Raw genomic sequence first — 15,093 nt, forward strand, 5'->3', positions numbered from 1 at the left:
AGAAGAGTCGGCAGGATTGTCGAAAAACGACCACGAATTCAATTCGTGCGATTAGCAATTCCACGTAGCCTGCGGACTTCGGCGATCAGGCGAGGGATGTCCTGGCGAGCGGCGGCAATGAAATCCTGGTCGGCAATCGTCGCGCCAGTCATTTCGATGTCTTCACCTCTATCCGGTCCTTGGCCGGTTTGGATGAAATTCGATCCTCCAGAAAAATCCCGGCCCTCGACCCACGATTTCCACGGGCCGGTCTGGGCCGCGGCAACTCGGGCTTCCATCTCTTGAAGTTCAAGCTCCGATAGAGATGTGTTCATGACAGCCTCGTGGAGCGTTGTTACCGTGCGTGCTTGTCGGCCCTGCGGTTGCCCAGCAGCAGCTTGCGCTCGAGATGCGCCCGTAGCTCGCCGTAGTAAGCCGTCAGGAACGCGCGCGCATCGTGGGCTTGCGGTGTCGCGCCGATCTTGCGTCCGATCGTTTCGGCAACCGTCCGCAGGGCGAAATAGTCGTCGCGGCGCAGCACCTCCTCCAGCTTGTGGAGTTCGGCAATCCCGTAGGCATCGAGTTGGGCGTGGCTGAACCGGAAGGCGCCGGCCGCCGGATCCTGCCGTGCCGACAGGTCTTCAAGCAAGGCGCGCTTCGGCGCCTCGACCACCCAGGTCCCCGCCAACAGGTCGCCGATCCGCATGCGGTCTCGATTGAACAGCGGGAACAAGGCAAACAGCAGCGTCCACACCAGTCCGAACACCGTCGTCAGCGTGTCGGCGAGGTCGGTCCCGCTGCGTCCAACGATGATCGACAGCGGCAGGAACACCTCGATCTCGCGCATCAGGTTGCGGGCGATGACCTGGTCGATCGACAGGCCGTCTCCGCTGCGCGACGCGACCCGGATGCCGACGATCCGCTTGCCGGGCGTAGCCGCGCGCCGGCCCGCTTCGAAAACGATGAAGTAGGCGTTGCGCAGAAAGAAGATCAGGATGATCCAGACTACGAAGAGCGGCTGAAATCCCTCGCTGCCAAGGCCTCCCACCCCGAATAGCGCGACGATCGTGATCACGATTGCAGCCACGGCGATGAACACGATGTCGAGCAGGAAGGCGGAGGCCCGCGTGCCGGCGTCAGCAAGCCTAATCCGGAGATCGACGCCTTCGGGCGTGATCAGCGGCCGTATAGCCGCGAAGGCGGCGCGTTTAACGATCGCCATGCCGCACCGCCCGGAACAGGTAGAAATAACCGATCCACAGCACCAGCATGCCACCGCCAATGCCGTAGCGCGTGACGTCGCTGGTGATGGTCTGCCTGCCAATGCCCTCGAGCAGCCCGGCAAACAGCAGCATGACCGAGACCCCGACCATGGCGTTCGCGGCGATGCGTCCGGCGCGAGCCGCTGCCGCCATGCGTGTCAATTCGCCGGGAAAGGCGATGCTGGTGCCGATGCGCATGCCCGCCGCACCGGCCAAAGAGATTGCGAACAATTCGGTGGTGCCGTGGATGGCCAGCCAGCCGCCGAGCTCCATGCCAAGCCCCTTGGACCAATAGACTTGGAACAACGCCCCGATCATGCAGCCGTTGAACAGCATCAGCAGCACCGTCGGCACCGCGAAGGCGAAGCCAAGGGCGAAGGCCAGGATTGCGACCTGGACGTTGTGCGTGAACAGATAGGCGGCAAAGCCTGAGAGAAAGCCATTGTCGCCATCATAAAGTATGCCACGCAGCAGTTCGGCCGAGGTGTCGGGGCCGCGGCCTCCTGCCAGGCCGGGCGGGATGATCGCGTCGAACCAGCTCTTGTCGGATGCCACCAGCCAGGCGCCTGCACCAATGCCGATCACCATCAGCGCGACCGACGCCAATGTCTCGCGCCACAGGTCGCGAATGGCCTCGGGCCAGTCATGCAGGAAGAAATCGGCGAGGCGCTGCCGCAGCCCGCGCCGCGCGCCATAGAGATAGAAATAACCGCGCAGCGACAGCGCTTCGAGATAGCCGACCAGCGCATTATCGAGCGATGTCGCGCGCGCCACCGACAGGGAAGACAGCGCCGATCGATAGAGCAGCGGCAGCGACAGCAGCTCCTCTTCGGAAAGCGTCCGCGGCGCGCGCTTCTCGACACGCGCCAGCAACGCCTCGAATGCCTTCCAGTCGGCCTCGCGCTCGCGGCGGAAGCTGGCCAGCGACTGGCGTACCGCGTCGCCGCGCACCGCATTGCCGCGTACCGGCGCCGTCACAGCAAATCCTCGTGCTTGAACTGCAGATAGCGCTCGACCAGCGCGGGACCCAGCCGGTTGTGGTCGGCTTCGATCACATGCGCCCCAAGCAGCCGCAGCCGGCCGATGACGACCTGCCTTTCGCGCAAAAGCCCTCCGGCGACGACCGCGCGCGCAACATCCTCGCCGGAGCGTGGCGGCGTGTCGGCCAGGCCCTCCAGTTCGGTGTCCTTCATCATCATGAACAGCACGAGATGCCGTTCGGTGAGCCGACCCACGGTGCGCAGCATCAATTCCGCGCTGATCGGATCGACGAAATCGGTGAAGATGATGACCAGCGAACGGCGGTCGAGCCGCGCCGCCAGCGTCGTCAATGCCAGTGTGAAATTGGTCTCCTCGCTGGAGTAGTCGATCTCGGCGGCCCGTTTCTGGATCATCGCAAAGCTGGCGGGGCCGCGCACCGCGCCGCTCGAAACGCGCGGCCTTGCATCGAAGCCGAACAGGCTGACCATGTCACCGCCCTTCAGCGCGATGAATGCCGACAGCAAGGCGGCCGTCACCGCCCGGTCCACCTTCGGCACACCGTCAACCGGCTCGCACATCAGGCGTCCGCTGTCGATGGCCAGCACGATGTTGTTGTTCTCCTCGATGCGGAACTCGCGCGCCAACAGCTTGCCGTGGCGGGCGCTGCGCTTCCAGTCGATCATCCGCCGGCCCATGCCCGGCTGGTAATCCTTGAGCGCGTCGAACTCGCGGCCTTGGCCCGCGCGGCGCTGCGCATGGCCTTCGGCAAGCGCCGCATGTTGCAGCAGCGTGATCGCCTCGCCGCGGGCGCTGCTGACGTCGGGCAGCACCGCAACCTTGCTTTCCACCGGCAGCACGACCTGGTTCCAGACCAGCCCGAACGGCCCGCGCCAGCGCACCCAGAGACGGTCGAAGCTGGCGACGCCGCGCCGCAGCGCCTGGAAGCGGAGGTTGAGCGACCCGCCTCCGGCGATTGGCAGCAAGGCGCCGCCGCTGCCGTCCACCGGCGCCAGACGCGCATCATGGCCGACCCGAGCCTCCGCGGCGCGCGGCCCCGAGTGACGGGCGGTGATTTGCGCGCCGAATTCCCCACCGACACCGGCCTGCTGCGGCGCATCGATGCTGGCATTCAGCGATGCCCGTCCGCGTCCGGCCGCGGCATCCACCGCCAGGAAGGCAAGCAGCAGGCAACTCCAAAGCAATCCCAGATACCAGAACGACGGCAGTGCCAGCGCGACCAGGAAGGCCGGGACCGCGCCGGCCGCAGCTGCCCATACCGCTCGGCCGCTGGGATAGATCAACGTGGTGCTTCCGTCTGGTCGACCAGGTCGGAGACGATCTGCTCGACCAGCCGGCCATCGATCTGTGCGGCAGGCGAAAGGATGACGCGATGACGCAGCGCCGGCACCGCCAGCGCCTTGACGTCGTCGGGGATCACATAGGCGCGTCCGTCCAGCGCCGCCCGGGCACGCGCCGCCCGCGCCAGCATGGCGCCGGCGCGCGGACTGGCCCCGACCTCCAGATCGGCATTTTCGCGCGTAGCCCGAACCAGCGCCGCTATGTAGCCGACGACATCGTCGACGAGGGTGACGGAGCCGACGACTTCAAGGGCCTCCTGCAGCGTTTCGCGATCCGTCTGCGCCTCGATGCCATATTGCGCGATGTCGTGCGAGGCGGAGCCGCCGCCATGATGGACGATGATGGCTCGTTCTTCCTCGGGGCCGGGATAGCTGACGCGGTGCTTGAACAGGAAGCGGTCGAGCTGCGCCTCCGGCAGTGGATAGACGCCCTGGTGCTCGATCGGATTCTGGGTCGCGACGACCATGAAATTGCGGCCGAGCGAATGCGTGGTGCCGTCGAAGGTGACCGCATGTTCCTGCATCGCCTCGAGCAGTGCGGCCTGCGTCTTGGGCGGCGTGCGGTTGATTTCGTCGGCAAGCAGCAGATCGCAGAAGATCGGGCCGCGCGTCAGCGTGAACTGCCCGGTCTGGAAGTTGTAGATGTTCGACCCGACGATATCGCCGGGCATCAGGTCCGGCGTGAACTGGATCCGCCCGTAGGCGATCCCAAGCGCCTGGGCGAAGCAGCGCGCCGTCATTGTCTTGGCCGTGCCCGGAGGACCTTCCAGCAGGATATGCCCGCCCGCAAACAAGGCGGTCAGCATCAGGTCGACCGTATCGTGCTGCCCGGTGATCGCCTTGGCCACTTCTTCCCTGATCCGTGTCGCCAGGGCCTTCACATCATCGACGTTCACCGAGCCTCCTTGCCGTCCAGTCATGCAGCCGTTCTGCTGCCTGTTGCATCTGCGTCAGATTCTTCGCCTCGCCGGCCGCTTGCGAGCGCGTCGTGAAGCCGCCAGCTTGCTCCTTATCGCGAGAGTCGAGCCAGTGGTCGAGCGCTTTGCCTTGCAACCCTTGCGGTGCGCCGAGCAGCGCGCCGGCGCGTACCCGCATCAAGGCCGCATAGCGGCCTCCCAGCTCGTCCAGCCGGCCGGCACGCCGCATGAGCATCGCTGTCGTATCGACCAGCGCACGCTTGCCGAAGGCGATCGCGCGCTGGTCGATACGCGGCGGGCCGAACCGGCCAAGGCCATGCAGGAACGCCAGCGCCGCAGCGATCAGGATCGTCAGTGTCAGCGCCAGGAACGGCGGCTCGACCAGGAGCTTGGCCAGATCATACTTCCGCCCCGCGCCGTGCAGCGTCAGATCGAACATCACCGGGCCGTCGTCGGGCTGAAGCAAGGCAATCAGCCCGAGCGCGGCTGCTGCCTTTTCGGGATCCTTGAGGGCGGCGTTGTTGATCAGGTCGGGGTCAGTCAGGATATAGAACGGCTTGTCGTCCAGTTCGGTAAGCACAGCCTTGTCATTGCCGGCTGCGATGAGAGGGTACTTGTCGGCCACCCACTGCAATTCTTCGGGTGCGGCAACCATGTTGCCTTCGATGTCGAGTTGCTTTGCCGTGCTCTGGCCGGCACCGATCTTCGCATCGGCGATGCGGCCAAGCCATTCGTTCACCACCGAACCGGGCAATCGCCCGAATTTCATGTTCCAGCCTTCATGCCCCTGCAGCGGCAGGATCTGCCATTTGGGCAGCACGAAGAGCGTGTTCTGGTCCTGGCGAAGATTGAGGATGTGGTCGAGCGCCTCCGGATCGCTGTCGGGCGAGATGGTGACGATCAGCAGTATATCTCTGGCAAGATCGTCTTCGGTCCGCGCCATCAAGGGCGCTTCGCCGGTGAGCCGCAGCCATTCCGCCAGGCCGGCGTAGCCGACGCCGCTTTTCGACAGCGGCGTGGCGCCGCCATTGCCGGGCTGCCGGAAATCGGGAGCATAGGTGGACAGCAGGAAGAAACCGGCTGCCGCAAGGAGGCTGGCGAAAATCCCCCAAAACAGTGTCTTTCGATTGAACGGCTCCTGTGCCTCGACCGCCGGTGCACTCACGTCCAGGCATCCCGGAAGGCGAAACGTTCATAGGCGCCGCGCGCCTGCCGCCAGCCTTCCGCGCCGACCGGCCGGCGCGCGAACAGCGCCGCCTCGACAATGCGGGCGATCTCGGTAAACGCATGGCGCGCCCTTCCCGGCAGGGAAGGGGCATTGGCGATGTCGCGCGCGGTGAGCGACGGGCGCAGGAAGTCCGGCAGCCGGCCGGCAATATCGGCGACGCTGCGCCGAAGCAAAAGGTGAACCGCCTCGTCATAGTCGCCGCGTGCGGCCAGCGCATCCGCTTGCGACAGCAGGATCTGCGCGGCGCCGGCGTCTGGGCGCCAGGTTTCTTCGTCTTCGACTTCGGGCCGCGCGCGCTGCCATGGCAGCCGCCAGGCGATGCCTTTCACCTCGAGGAAGACCAAAAGCAGGATGATTGCGACGCCCGATATCACCGCCCCCCAGAACAGATAGATCATGTAGGGACCGAGCCACGACAAAAAATCCTGCAGCGGTTTCAGCCACTCGGGCGGCTTCCGCGGCACATAGGCCGGCAGGTCGAACTGGATCGACTCATCGGCGATCAGCTGCTTGTGCAGATTGGTCAGCCGTTCGGCTTCCGCTGTGCCTGGCTGTGCCAACGCCACCCGCTCCCCTGCAACCTGTGGTTCCCTGCCGACACTGACAATGCAGCGGAACAATTGCAAGTGGGCTGGACGGCGACGGTTAATCTTGGCAGATTTACTGCCGGGATTGTGCTGCCGGCATGACGCAATGCAGCAGGGGGACGCATCATGGCTTCGACGACACTGGACCGGCCTGAGAAATTCGAGATTGGCAGGGTGTTCAACAACAGCTTTGCGGTGATCAGCCGCAACGCCGGGCTTTATTTCGGATTGGCGGCGCTATTTTCGGGATTGCCTGCTCTTGTTCTTCACCTTTGGAATCGGGCGCACCTGGAGGACATGGCGATTGGCGACCCGGGCAATCCAGCTATGGCCGACCCCAGTGCGCTGCTTCGTGATTCCTTGCTCTCGTTTGCCCTTGCCATGCTCTATTTTGTACTCTCGTTATTGCTCCAGTCTGCGCTCGTGCGGGCCACGATCGAGGATTTGAGCGGCAAGCGGCCGACCTTTGGTGACTGCATTCAGATAGCCATCCGCTATTTGCTGCCGACCCTCGGCATTGGCCTGCTCGTCGTTCTAGGTGCGGGGCTGGCTTCAATAGCCTTGCTGGTTCCCGGCATCATCCTGTGGCTGGGATGGTGCGTGGCGGTGCCGGTTCTGATCCAGGAGCGGCTCGGTGTGTTCGGCTCCATGTCGCGCAGCCGTGCCCTGACCAAGGGCAGCCGTTGGCCACTGTTCGGCCTGTTCCTCATCCTGATCATCATCGCAATGGTCATTCAGTCGGTGATGGTGGGAACTGTCGTCCTGTTTGGCGGGACCATAATTGCCGATGTAGCGGGAGCCTTGGTGTCGACGATATCGTCGATGGTGTTGTCGGTAGCCACGGCGGTCAGCTACGTCGAACTGCGTCAGGTCAAGGAAGGCACCAGCGTCGAAGACTTGGCGGAAATATTCTCCTGAGGACGGGTGGAGGCTTTTCACCGGCTGGCATGTCGCGTTGCGCTCGAGCAGCCGAGCTTGGTCACAACGCCTTTGTCTGCTGCACCGGCAACGCCGCCGCCAGCCGCTTCGCCCATTCCTCGATGCCAGAGCCCGCCAGCAGGTCCTGCCTGATCTCGATGAGGACCGCGGGAATGCCGCGATCGTCGCCATGGACGGGTATGGCATAGTCGCCGTCACGGCTGATCACGTAGGGCTCGTTTGCCGCGGCGTTGAGTGCACTGTCGGCGCGCAGGCCGGCAAGCACGGCCTGGCCGAACTCCCTTGCCCGATCGTAAAGCACGCCGGCGTGCCAGGGCCGCGCAATGCCGAGGAAGACCGGCGTGAAGGAGTGGATCGTCGCGATCCGCGTCGCTCTGCCCTGCTTCGCCCGCTCGTCGAGATGGGCGGCCACGCGGTCATGAAACGGCGCGAACATGATCTCGGCACGCCGGCTTCGTTCCTCCGGATCGAGGCCGACATTGCCGGGGATGCCGGTGTCCTCCGATAGCGCCGGAATGCTGCCGCCGGAACCAAGCGGCCGGTTGAGATCGATCAAAAGCCGCGAATAGGAGCTGAGGAAAGCCGGAGCATCGAGCAGCTTCGACAGGGTGCGGGTCACTTCGGCGGCGCCGATGTCCCAGGCGATATGGCGCTGCAAATGGCGGCTGTCGAGACCGAGCCGCGCATACTCGGCCGGAATATGATTGGACGCATGCTCGCATATCAGAACGATATCGGAACGCCCCGTTTCGTTGATTGCTTCGACCGCTGGAAGCCAACCTTCCGGTAGGATGGCGTTAGCAAGCGGCTCAGCCATCAATACAGCGTCCGGTAGAGATCGCAGACCGCCACTGGATCGAGACCGGCGAGGCGCTCGGTCTCATGCCGCTTGAGGCCGACAAAGGTCTCGACGAACACCGGCGCGAACCATCCGGTGACGGTCTTGTCGGCAACGAGCGCGTCGAGTGCCGCAGGCAGCGTTTCCGGCAGCCGCACGAGGCCAAGCTTCTTGCGCTCGGCAACGCTCATCTGCGTCGGGTCGGCCGAGACAAGCGGCGGCGCCGGCAGCTTGGCCTTCAGCCCCTCCAGCCCGGCGCGCACGATCGCCGCCAGCGACAAATAGGGATTGCCGGTGGCGTCGGCTGCCCGGTATTCGATATTGTACTGCCGCGCAGGATCGCGCCCGCCGATCGTCACCGTCGGGCAGATGCGCAGGCTCGCCTCGCGGTCGCGATCGGCAAGCCAGGTGTAGGACGAACTCCAGCTATGCGGCTTCAGCCGGTAGTAGGACGACACACTCGCCGCCGTCATGGCGGTGATCGCGGGCAGGTGGCGCAGCACGCCGGCACAGAACGAAGCAGCACGGCTGGAAAGGCCGCCAGGCTGGGCCGGATCGTAGGTCGCCGGCTTGCCGGCCTCGTCGACGAAACTGAAATGGATGTGGACGCCGTTGCCGACGGCATCGGGAGCGATCTTGGGCGCGAAGCTCGCCCGCCAGCCGGCACATCGCGCGACTTCGCGCGTGATCTCGCGGATGGCGACGGCGCGATCGGCCGCGGCAAGCGCATCGGCCGGCTCGCACGTCACCTCGAACTGGTCGGTGCCGAATTCGGCGATCACCACTTCGGGCGCGACGCCGGCTTCCGCCAGCGCCGCCATCAGATTGGCGGCAAACGGGTCGGCGCGGCGCAGTGCTGCCAACGACATCGAATGAGCCGGCCCAAAGTCGCCCTCGATATGGAATTCATGCTCGAAGGCGGCGATGACGGAAAGCCCGGCCGCTGCCTTCAACTCCGCCAGCACATCCTTGAGCATGGTCCGCGTGCAGCCGACCCACGGGCTGCCGTCGAGTTCGACAATGTTGGCGGCGACCATATCGAAGGGCGTCGCCGATCCGGTCAGCGCCGTGCGAAACCGCGCGTTGAGATCGGGAATGAGCCGCACATCGCCGGACGAGCCCCACGGATTGGGGTCGACGATGGAGTTGAACGGCGTCAGCGACAGATTGGCCTGCAGCCAGCCGACGCCGGTCGCGGCGATCTTCTGCAGCTTGCTTTCGGCGACCGAGCGGCCGCGCGTAATCGCCGAAAGATCGGTGGTGACGACGGCAACGAGCGGTTCGACGGTCGATATCATGCAGCTTTTCCCAAAGCTTCGAAACGGGCCGAAACGATGGCGGTATCTGCGGCCCAGCAATAGCCGCCGAAGGCTTTTAGCGCACCGTCATGACGCTCCTGCGAGGCGGCGGCGCAGGCATCCGATACGCAGGTGACGAGATAGCCGCGATCGGCGGCATCGCGTACCGCCATGTCGACGCACTGGTCGGTCATGATGCCGGCGACGATCAGGTAGCGCACGCCGAGGTTTTTCAGGACATAGTCGATGTTGGTCGAGTTGAAGACGCCCGATGACGTCTTCGGCAGCATGATCTCGTCGCCGACCGGCGCCAGCGACGGCACCGGCAGGCCTTCCGGCCGGCTCGGCGCGATATGGATCGGCGTCAGCTTGTGGTCGAGCGAGCGGTCGCGGCCGTCCTCGGTCAGGCTCTGGATGATGGTGTGGATCACCTCGACGCCGTTGGCCCGCGCCGCCGCCAGCAGGCGCTCCTGGTTGGGGATCGATTGCGACGCGGTCTGCCGGTAGAAATAGTGATCGGGCCCACGCTCCGGATGCGCCGGATCGGCGCCCGGCTCCAGCCAGACCCGCTGCATGTCGACCAGCAGCAACGCGGTTTCGCCGGCCCGGAACGGCTCGTTTCGTTTTGGCAGTGCTGGCGTCATGCTTGGGTCCTATTCGCTGATCACGTCTGGCTGATTTAGCTGATTTTGGCCCAGGCGTCCTGCGTGGCGGACGCACTTATTGGGATATTCGAAGTCACTAATTTAAGGTAAGCTTTGTTTTCGGGCGTGGAGACGGGGGGTCTCTGTCATGATCGATTCAGACGTGTTCGACTTTGTCGAACGCTGCAGGAAACACGCAGCTACCGGGCCGCTGCTGGGCGACCTGCTCGAAACCGTGCGAAATCTCGGCTTCGAGCACTTGATCCTGAGCGGGGTGCCGCTTGGCGGGCAGAAGCTTGCACCGATGGTCGAACTGAATGGCTGGCCGGCCGGCTGGTTCGAGCGCTATGTCGAGGCCGAGCATGCCGCCGTCGACGGCGTTTGCGTTTACTCGGCAAAGACCTTGAAGCCGTTCCTCTGGTCCGAAGTCCCGGCAAAGTGGTCGGATACGGAGGGCTCACGACGCGTTGCCGGCGAGGCGACGGAGTTCGGCATCTGTAGCGGCTTCGCTGTGCCGATGCTCAGCGTTCATCATTGGCAATCCGTGCTGTCGTTTGCGTCTTCCGCGAAGTCCTGCACCCTGTCGCCGCGCCATCAAGTGCAACTGGTGACGATGGCGGTCTATGCCGGCATGTCGATCCAGGCGTTGGCGAATGACGATGATGACCATGAGGGCGTACTGACCGACCGCGAAAAGGAAGTGCTCTTGTGGGCCGCGGCCGGCAAGACCTCATCGGAAACCTCACAGATTCTCGGCCTGACCGAGCGTACGGTCAAATGGCACTCAACGCGGGCCCGCGAGGCTTTTGGCGTCGCCACGACCACGCAAGCGGTCGTCGAGGCGGTGCGCCGGCGCCTGATCCATCCCTAAACGCGTCAACTGTCCCATCGGACAGGTGACGTATATTAGCGCGACTGCGACTATCCCTGCGAGAACGATCGGGGGATCGCGCCATGATAACGGCCCACGTAGTCAATGCGCATAACAAGCATCTCTATGAAAACGAATTCGACGAGTTTCTGCGCCGCCGGCACGATTTCTTCGTGCATCAAAAACGCTGGCGCCCTCCGAGCCCGGATGGTCGCGAACTGGATCAATTCGATACAGACGCGGCGACATACCTGCTGGGCATTGAAGACGATCGCGTGGTGACTTCGGCTCGATTGATCCCAACGAGCGAGCCGCACATGGTCTCGGAGGTTTTTTCTCACATGTGCGAAAAATCGGGCGTCCCGAGACGACCCGATTGGGCCGAATGGACGCGCACATTCGTCGTCCCCGACAAACGCACTGCCGGACTGAGGGGCACGCTGACGCAGCTGTGCTGCGCGGTGATGGAATACGCGCTCGACGAAGGACTAACCGCCGTCGGCGGCATCCAGGAAACCTACTTCATGCCGCACCATGGCGCGCTCAAATGGCGGGCCGAGCCGATGGGCATGGCCAGGGAAGAAAACGGTGAATGGTACATCGTCGCGTATATCGAGGTGAATGAGGCGGCGCTGGCGAGTGTGCGGAAGATACTTAGGGTCGAGCATTCGTTGCTGGTTCGTCGCGGGAGGCAAATGCCTCTCCACAGGGAAAAACCCGAATCTGCAATCGCGTAATATTTTTAGGTAGACGAGCTCGTTTGGGGCGGGAGGATGAAATGAACCGACGCACTTTTCTGCATTCAGGTGGCATGTTTCTGTTGGCCTCCACGTCATTGTCTTCGATACCGGCGTATAGTGACTCTTTAAGTATCGAGCAAAAGCATGGGTTTGCCCAGATATATGGTGTTGAGAACAATCTCCTCACAATATTGCAAAAACGACAAGATGAGCGAGCCGCTGTGCCTATCTCCCCAAGATTGTTTGCAATAGAGCCAATACTTGACGCGGTAACTGCTGAAACAACAGATAAAGAGCTTTGGCTTGTAACCGTGGAGGCCTGCCACAAACTCGCTCTAGATCTTACCGCTATAGATCATAACACGACCACCAGTGTCAGTGTTCCTGACATAGATATCTACGGCGAACAGCTAGGGCCTGCAAGAAGCAGCTGGGCGCTCGGCCTCGTTCATCTGGCTATGTTCGAAGCAATGAATGTGTTTCGAAATGACTACGTCAGCTACAAGCAGCCTGGTTCTAATACTGAGATACGGGAGGAGATAATAAGAGAGTCTCATTTAGGTACGAATGATATAGTAATAAAAGTCGGTACATTAGCATCGGCTGCCTTTCATTCTGTAGTAATGATCGTCAAGACCCTCTACCCGAAAAAGCGCGCCTTCATAGCGGCTCGCGCTGATGAAATATTCAAAACGAGTGTCAAGGGTGAGCAAGGCATTGCCATTGGAAAGGCCATCGGCGAGGCCACTGCCCTTATCGTGTTAAGGGCTCGCGGATGGAGTGATGCGTACGGTTTTACTGACGGATCAGAGTTTCCGGAGCCAGCAGCGGATGATTTTAAGACAGCTGATATTAGAAAGTGGCATATAGACCCGATCTCTAAAATTCCCGTAGCGCTAGGCGGAATGTGGTCTAGAGTTAAAACGTTCGTTATTCCTCAAGCAGAATCGTTTCGCTGTGATCCGCCACCTGATCTGACTTCCGATCGATTTATATCTGCCTTCAAGGAAGTGAAGACTCTTGGGGCTTGGGGCAAGAAAGTGTCGGCTGACCCAAGCACGGGCAGGTTCGCTACAGAGACCACTCGCGAAGGCGAAGTTGACCCCGAGCCAGGGGCCGATGGGAAAATCGATTATAAGAACAACCAGAGCTTGAAAGCCGTGTTCTGGGGCTATGATGGCACTGCCTTCTTATGCGCTCCGCCTCGTCTGTATAACGCACTAGCAATGACGATTGCGCGGACAAAGCTCAAGTTTATTGATCCTTATGAATTATCCCGTTTCCTGGCAATCGTAAATCTGTCCATGGCAGATGCCGGTATTAGCGCTTGGGAGGCTAAGTATTACTATTTGTTTCCTCGACCAATTACATATATACGCAATGTGGACGCGGATAGTTCGCCTGAAGGTAAAGGCGAATCGACATGGACGCCACTCGGCGCAGCGGTAACAAATGCGGGAAGGATGGGCCGGAATGTCACGCCTCCATTTCCTGCCTACCCCTCGGGGCATGCGGTGTTTGGTGGCGCGGTATGCGAAGTCCTTCGAAGATTCTTGATTGCCTCATCGACTGCAGATGCGTCGTTTAAGTTCATCTCTGATGAGTATAACCATGAGAACTATTCTCCTGGCTCGGTAGTGCCTAGACCGCTTGTAGAAGTGGAGTTTCCTGACCAAGCGGCGGTTGAAGAAGAGAACGGAATGAGTCGAATTTGGATGGGAATTCACTGGGAATTCGATAAAACAAACGGAAAAAAGCAAGGAAATAACATAGCAACGTATGTAATGGATGAAGTCTTTTTGCGACGTTAAAGCTTGATGGAGGGTAAAGTGCTGCAAGACTTTAAGGTGTTGATGGCAAATAAATGGTACCTTACTTCGTATGAAGCATTCAATGAACCTAGCGGGAGCCAGCTAGTGGAAAACCTGCGCGTTACATTGACCAAGAATATTCTTGTGATAGAAGGCTTGGCTGGTGAGACGACTATGACGGAAGCTGTAATCCAGGGTCGCCGAAGCCTTGATCTAGGCCCTCAACCTTCTGAGTTGGCAGCCTTTGTCATAGTGGAAGAAAATCTAACGTCTACGTCGAAGCCGTTTCCTGCCCAAGGGACCGCTATTGTCTATCGAGAGGGCGACAAGTGGCGCCTGAGAGCCGCTGGTTTTGACAGGAACGGTCAGCCAAAGGGCTGGATATTCGATGCAACTGAAACCGGGCCCGGCTAGTCATTTATAAATTTGCACCAACTGGGGCTTAGATAGCGGACTACAGACCGGGAACGCGGCAACGCGCACCAATGTGATCTAGCGGCGGGCGACATGGTAAGCAGTGCACTGTCACCGTAATTCCGCGGGGTTTGCTCGGAATGGCACCCCTAAAGGTTGGATCTTTCACGCGACAGAAGTTCCGACCTAATCGACGCACCTATTTGTCGATTATTGCCGAGTGAACTCAAACGTTCGTGGAGCGACCATGGTATCCCTGTTCCGTACAATAATAATCGCCGCAATACAGCTGACGGTTGCTTCAACGGCGCTTGCCGACGACTTTCAGCGGTATGTGCCTGGCAAAACAGTAACATTCGAGGAGTTCACCCAGATCGTCGGTGAGGTAAAGGGTCTGGAAGCATTAGGTTTTGATACCAAAAACTTGAGCGGAACGGAAATTGATCCGCGCATAGTTGGCGGGAAGGTAACAACTGTTGAGCAATATCCATGGCAGGCGGCTCTTCTCTATGCGATGGTGCCTGAACCTCAGAGAATTTTACGGTGTGGAGGTAGCGTCATTGCCTCCAATTGGATATTGACCGCGGCCCATTGCGTTGCGGACAAGACCGAAGAAGACGTTGTAACTAAGACAACATTCTATCATGCCCTTGGAATTCGCACAAAGAGCGTTCAATATTTCGTTCATCCGAGTTATGATAGCTCCACCTATGAGAACGACATTGCTCTTGTAAAACTTGCCGAGCCGGTTGCGGACCCAACTGTGGTCCCATTGATAGAGCAATCGGCAGATATCCCTGATGGCACCAACGTTTCAGTCACGGGATGGGGGGCTGTAATGGAGGGAGGCGCTGCGTCGGAAGTACTTCGCGTGGCCGATGTTCCGCTTGTGAACTTGAGCGATTGCAATCAGCCTGGAAGCTATAACGGCAGAATCAAGAATACGATGATGTGTGCGGGTTATCGCGACGGCGGGCTGGACTCATGCCAAGGCGACTCCGGGGGTCCTGCGGTGGCAACGCGTGGCGGAAAGCCAGTATTGGTCGGCATTGTAAGCTTTGGCGAGGGCTGCGCTCGCCGATTAAAATACGGTGTTTACACCCGCGTGAGCGCCTTCTCTGACTGGATCACCCAGACAATGGCTGCCAACTAGGCTGTCTTCGTGGAAGTTAGCGAGCTTCATCAATCAAAGTGTTCAGGGGCGTACATACGCTCACATCGGAGGA

At 61.0% G+C, this 15,093-nt stretch carries 16 protein-coding genes; 6 read left to right on the top strand and 10 right to left on the bottom strand.

The features are described from left to right. Window positions 1-38: 38 nt before the first annotated feature. From NKJ28_RS20755 to NKJ28_RS20785, 7 genes are read right to left on the bottom strand one after another with little or no spacing between them, the layout of a single operon-like run. Entirely contained in the window at window positions 39-314 is a 276-nt protein-coding gene (locus tag NKJ28_RS20755) for a hypothetical protein (RefSeq protein ID WP_352449242.1), read from the bottom strand. A gap of 20 nt (window positions 315-334) precedes the next feature. After that, window positions 335-1,201, bottom strand: a complete 867-nt coding sequence (locus NKJ28_RS20760) for an RDD family protein (protein WP_352636825.1) — start codon at window positions 1,199-1,201, stop codon at window positions 335-337. Then, on the bottom strand, window positions 1,188-2,219 hold the full coding sequence (locus NKJ28_RS20765; protein WP_352636826.1) for a stage II sporulation protein M: 1,032 nt from the start codon (window positions 2,217-2,219) through the stop codon (window positions 1,188-1,190). Before NKJ28_RS20765 ends, NKJ28_RS20760 begins: the two co-directional genes overlap by 14 nt. Further along, window positions 2,216-3,523 carry a DUF58 domain-containing protein gene (locus NKJ28_RS20770; RefSeq protein ID WP_352636827.1) on the bottom strand — a complete coding sequence of 436 codons (1,308 nt, stop codon included), beginning with the start codon at window positions 3,521-3,523 and terminating at the stop codon, window positions 2,216-2,218. The genes NKJ28_RS20765 and NKJ28_RS20770 overlap by 4 nt, the downstream gene beginning before the upstream one ends. Continuing rightward, the gene (locus tag NKJ28_RS20775; RefSeq protein ID WP_352449246.1) at window positions 3,520-4,476 is read right to left on the bottom strand and encodes an AAA family ATPase; all 957 of its coding nucleotides are present in this window, start codon (window positions 4,474-4,476) and stop codon (window positions 3,520-3,522) included. The genes NKJ28_RS20770 and NKJ28_RS20775 overlap by 4 nt, the downstream gene beginning before the upstream one ends. After that, window positions 4,463-5,662, bottom strand: a complete 1,200-nt coding sequence (locus NKJ28_RS20780) for a DUF4350 domain-containing protein (protein ID WP_352636828.1) — start codon at window positions 5,660-5,662, stop codon at window positions 4,463-4,465. The genes NKJ28_RS20775 and NKJ28_RS20780 overlap by 14 nt, the downstream gene beginning before the upstream one ends. Further along, window positions 5,659-6,291, bottom strand: coding sequence for a DUF4129 domain-containing protein (locus NKJ28_RS20785; RefSeq protein WP_352636829.1), 633 nt, complete (start codon window positions 6,289-6,291; stop codon window positions 5,659-5,661). Before NKJ28_RS20785 ends, NKJ28_RS20780 begins: the two co-directional genes overlap by 4 nt. Window positions 6,292-6,438: 147 nt before the next feature. On the opposite strand from NKJ28_RS20785, the gene NKJ28_RS20790 reads away from it, so the two are divergent. Further along, entirely contained in the window at window positions 6,439-7,230 is a 792-nt protein-coding gene (locus tag NKJ28_RS20790; RefSeq protein WP_352636830.1) for a hypothetical protein, read from the top strand. A 61-nt stretch (window positions 7,231-7,291) separates the two neighbouring features. Here the strand turns inward: NKJ28_RS20790 and NKJ28_RS20795 are convergent, their stop codons facing one another. Genes NKJ28_RS20795 through NKJ28_RS20805 form a run of 3 tightly spaced genes read right to left on the bottom strand, consistent with a single transcriptional unit; the run spans window position 7,292 to window position 10,031 of the window. Next, window positions 7,292-8,068: an N-formylglutamate amidohydrolase gene (locus NKJ28_RS20795; RefSeq protein WP_352636831.1), complete on the bottom strand. Its 777-nt coding sequence runs from the start codon at window positions 8,066-8,068 to the stop codon at window positions 7,292-7,294. Then, a complete protein-coding gene (locus NKJ28_RS20800) occupies window positions 8,068-9,387 on the bottom strand; it encodes a type I glutamate--ammonia ligase (protein WP_352636832.1) in 1,320 nt (439 codons plus the stop codon). Before NKJ28_RS20800 ends, NKJ28_RS20795 begins: the two co-directional genes overlap by 1 nt. Beyond that, window positions 9,384-10,031 carry a cysteine hydrolase family protein gene (locus NKJ28_RS20805; protein WP_352636833.1) on the bottom strand — a complete coding sequence of 216 codons (648 nt, stop codon included), beginning with the start codon at window positions 10,029-10,031 and terminating at the stop codon, window positions 9,384-9,386. The genes NKJ28_RS20800 and NKJ28_RS20805 overlap by 4 nt, the downstream gene beginning before the upstream one ends. 148 nt (window positions 10,032-10,179) lie before the next feature. Here NKJ28_RS20805 and NKJ28_RS20810 point away from each other — a divergent pair, with 148 nt between their 5' ends. The 5 genes from NKJ28_RS20810 to NKJ28_RS20830 all read left to right on the top strand — a co-directional run bounded on the left by NKJ28_RS20810 (window position 10,180) and on the right by NKJ28_RS20830 (window position 15,020). After that, window positions 10,180-10,902, top strand: a complete 723-nt coding sequence (locus tag NKJ28_RS20810) for a LuxR family transcriptional regulator (RefSeq protein ID WP_352636834.1) — start codon at window positions 10,180-10,182, stop codon at window positions 10,900-10,902. Between the two features lie 83 nt (window positions 10,903-10,985). After that, entirely contained in the window at window positions 10,986-11,639 is a 654-nt protein-coding gene (locus tag NKJ28_RS20815; RefSeq protein WP_352636835.1) for an acyl-homoserine-lactone synthase, read from the top strand. Window positions 11,640-11,680: 41 nt separating this feature from the next. Continuing rightward, window positions 11,681-13,453 carry a vanadium-dependent haloperoxidase gene (locus NKJ28_RS20820; protein WP_352636836.1) on the top strand — a complete coding sequence of 591 codons (1,773 nt, stop codon included), beginning with the start codon at window positions 11,681-11,683 and terminating at the stop codon, window positions 13,451-13,453. Window positions 13,454-13,471: 18 nt separating this feature from the next. After that, window positions 13,472-13,867, top strand: coding sequence for a hypothetical protein (locus tag NKJ28_RS20825; RefSeq protein ID WP_352636837.1), 396 nt, complete (start codon window positions 13,472-13,474; stop codon window positions 13,865-13,867). A 247-nt stretch (window positions 13,868-14,114) separates the two neighbouring features. Beyond that, the gene (locus NKJ28_RS20830; protein ID WP_352636838.1) at window positions 14,115-15,020 is read left to right on the top strand and encodes a serine protease; all 906 of its coding nucleotides are present in this window, start codon (window positions 14,115-14,117) and stop codon (window positions 15,018-15,020) included. The last annotated feature ends 73 nt before the right edge of the window (window positions 15,021-15,093 follow it).

It is taken from the genome of Mesorhizobium sp. M0145, assembly GCF_040322355.1.
Classification (GTDB): domain Bacteria; phylum Pseudomonadota; class Alphaproteobacteria; order Rhizobiales; family Rhizobiaceae; genus Mesorhizobium.

Coding starts and splice junctions, on each gene's coding strand:
- NKJ28_RS20755 (WP_352449242.1), bottom strand. CDS start 314: ATGAACACATCTCTATCGGAGCTTGAACTTCAAGAGATGGAAGCCCGA.
- NKJ28_RS20760 (WP_352636825.1), bottom strand. CDS start 1,201: ATGGCGATCGTTAAACGCGCCGCCTTCGCGGCTATACGGCCGCTGATC.
- NKJ28_RS20790 (WP_352636830.1), top strand. CDS start 6,439: ATGGCTTCGACGACACTGGACCGGCCTGAGAAATTCGAGATTGGCAGG.
- NKJ28_RS20795 (WP_352636831.1), bottom strand. CDS start 8,068: ATGGCTGAGCCGCTTGCTAACGCCATCCTACCGGAAGGTTGGCTTCCA.
- NKJ28_RS20800 (WP_352636832.1), bottom strand. CDS start 9,387: ATGATATCGACCGTCGAACCGCTCGTTGCCGTCGTCACCACCGATCTT.
- NKJ28_RS20805 (WP_352636833.1), bottom strand. CDS start 10,031: ATGACGCCAGCACTGCCAAAACGAAACGAGCCGTTCCGGGCCGGCGAA.
- NKJ28_RS20810 (WP_352636834.1), top strand. CDS start 10,180: ATGATCGATTCAGACGTGTTCGACTTTGTCGAACGCTGCAGGAAACAC.
- NKJ28_RS20815 (WP_352636835.1), top strand. CDS start 10,986: ATGATAACGGCCCACGTAGTCAATGCGCATAACAAGCATCTCTATGAA.
- NKJ28_RS20820 (WP_352636836.1), top strand. CDS start 11,681: ATGAACCGACGCACTTTTCTGCATTCAGGTGGCATGTTTCTGTTGGCC.
- NKJ28_RS20830 (WP_352636838.1), top strand. CDS start 14,115: ATGGTATCCCTGTTCCGTACAATAATAATCGCCGCAATACAGCTGACG.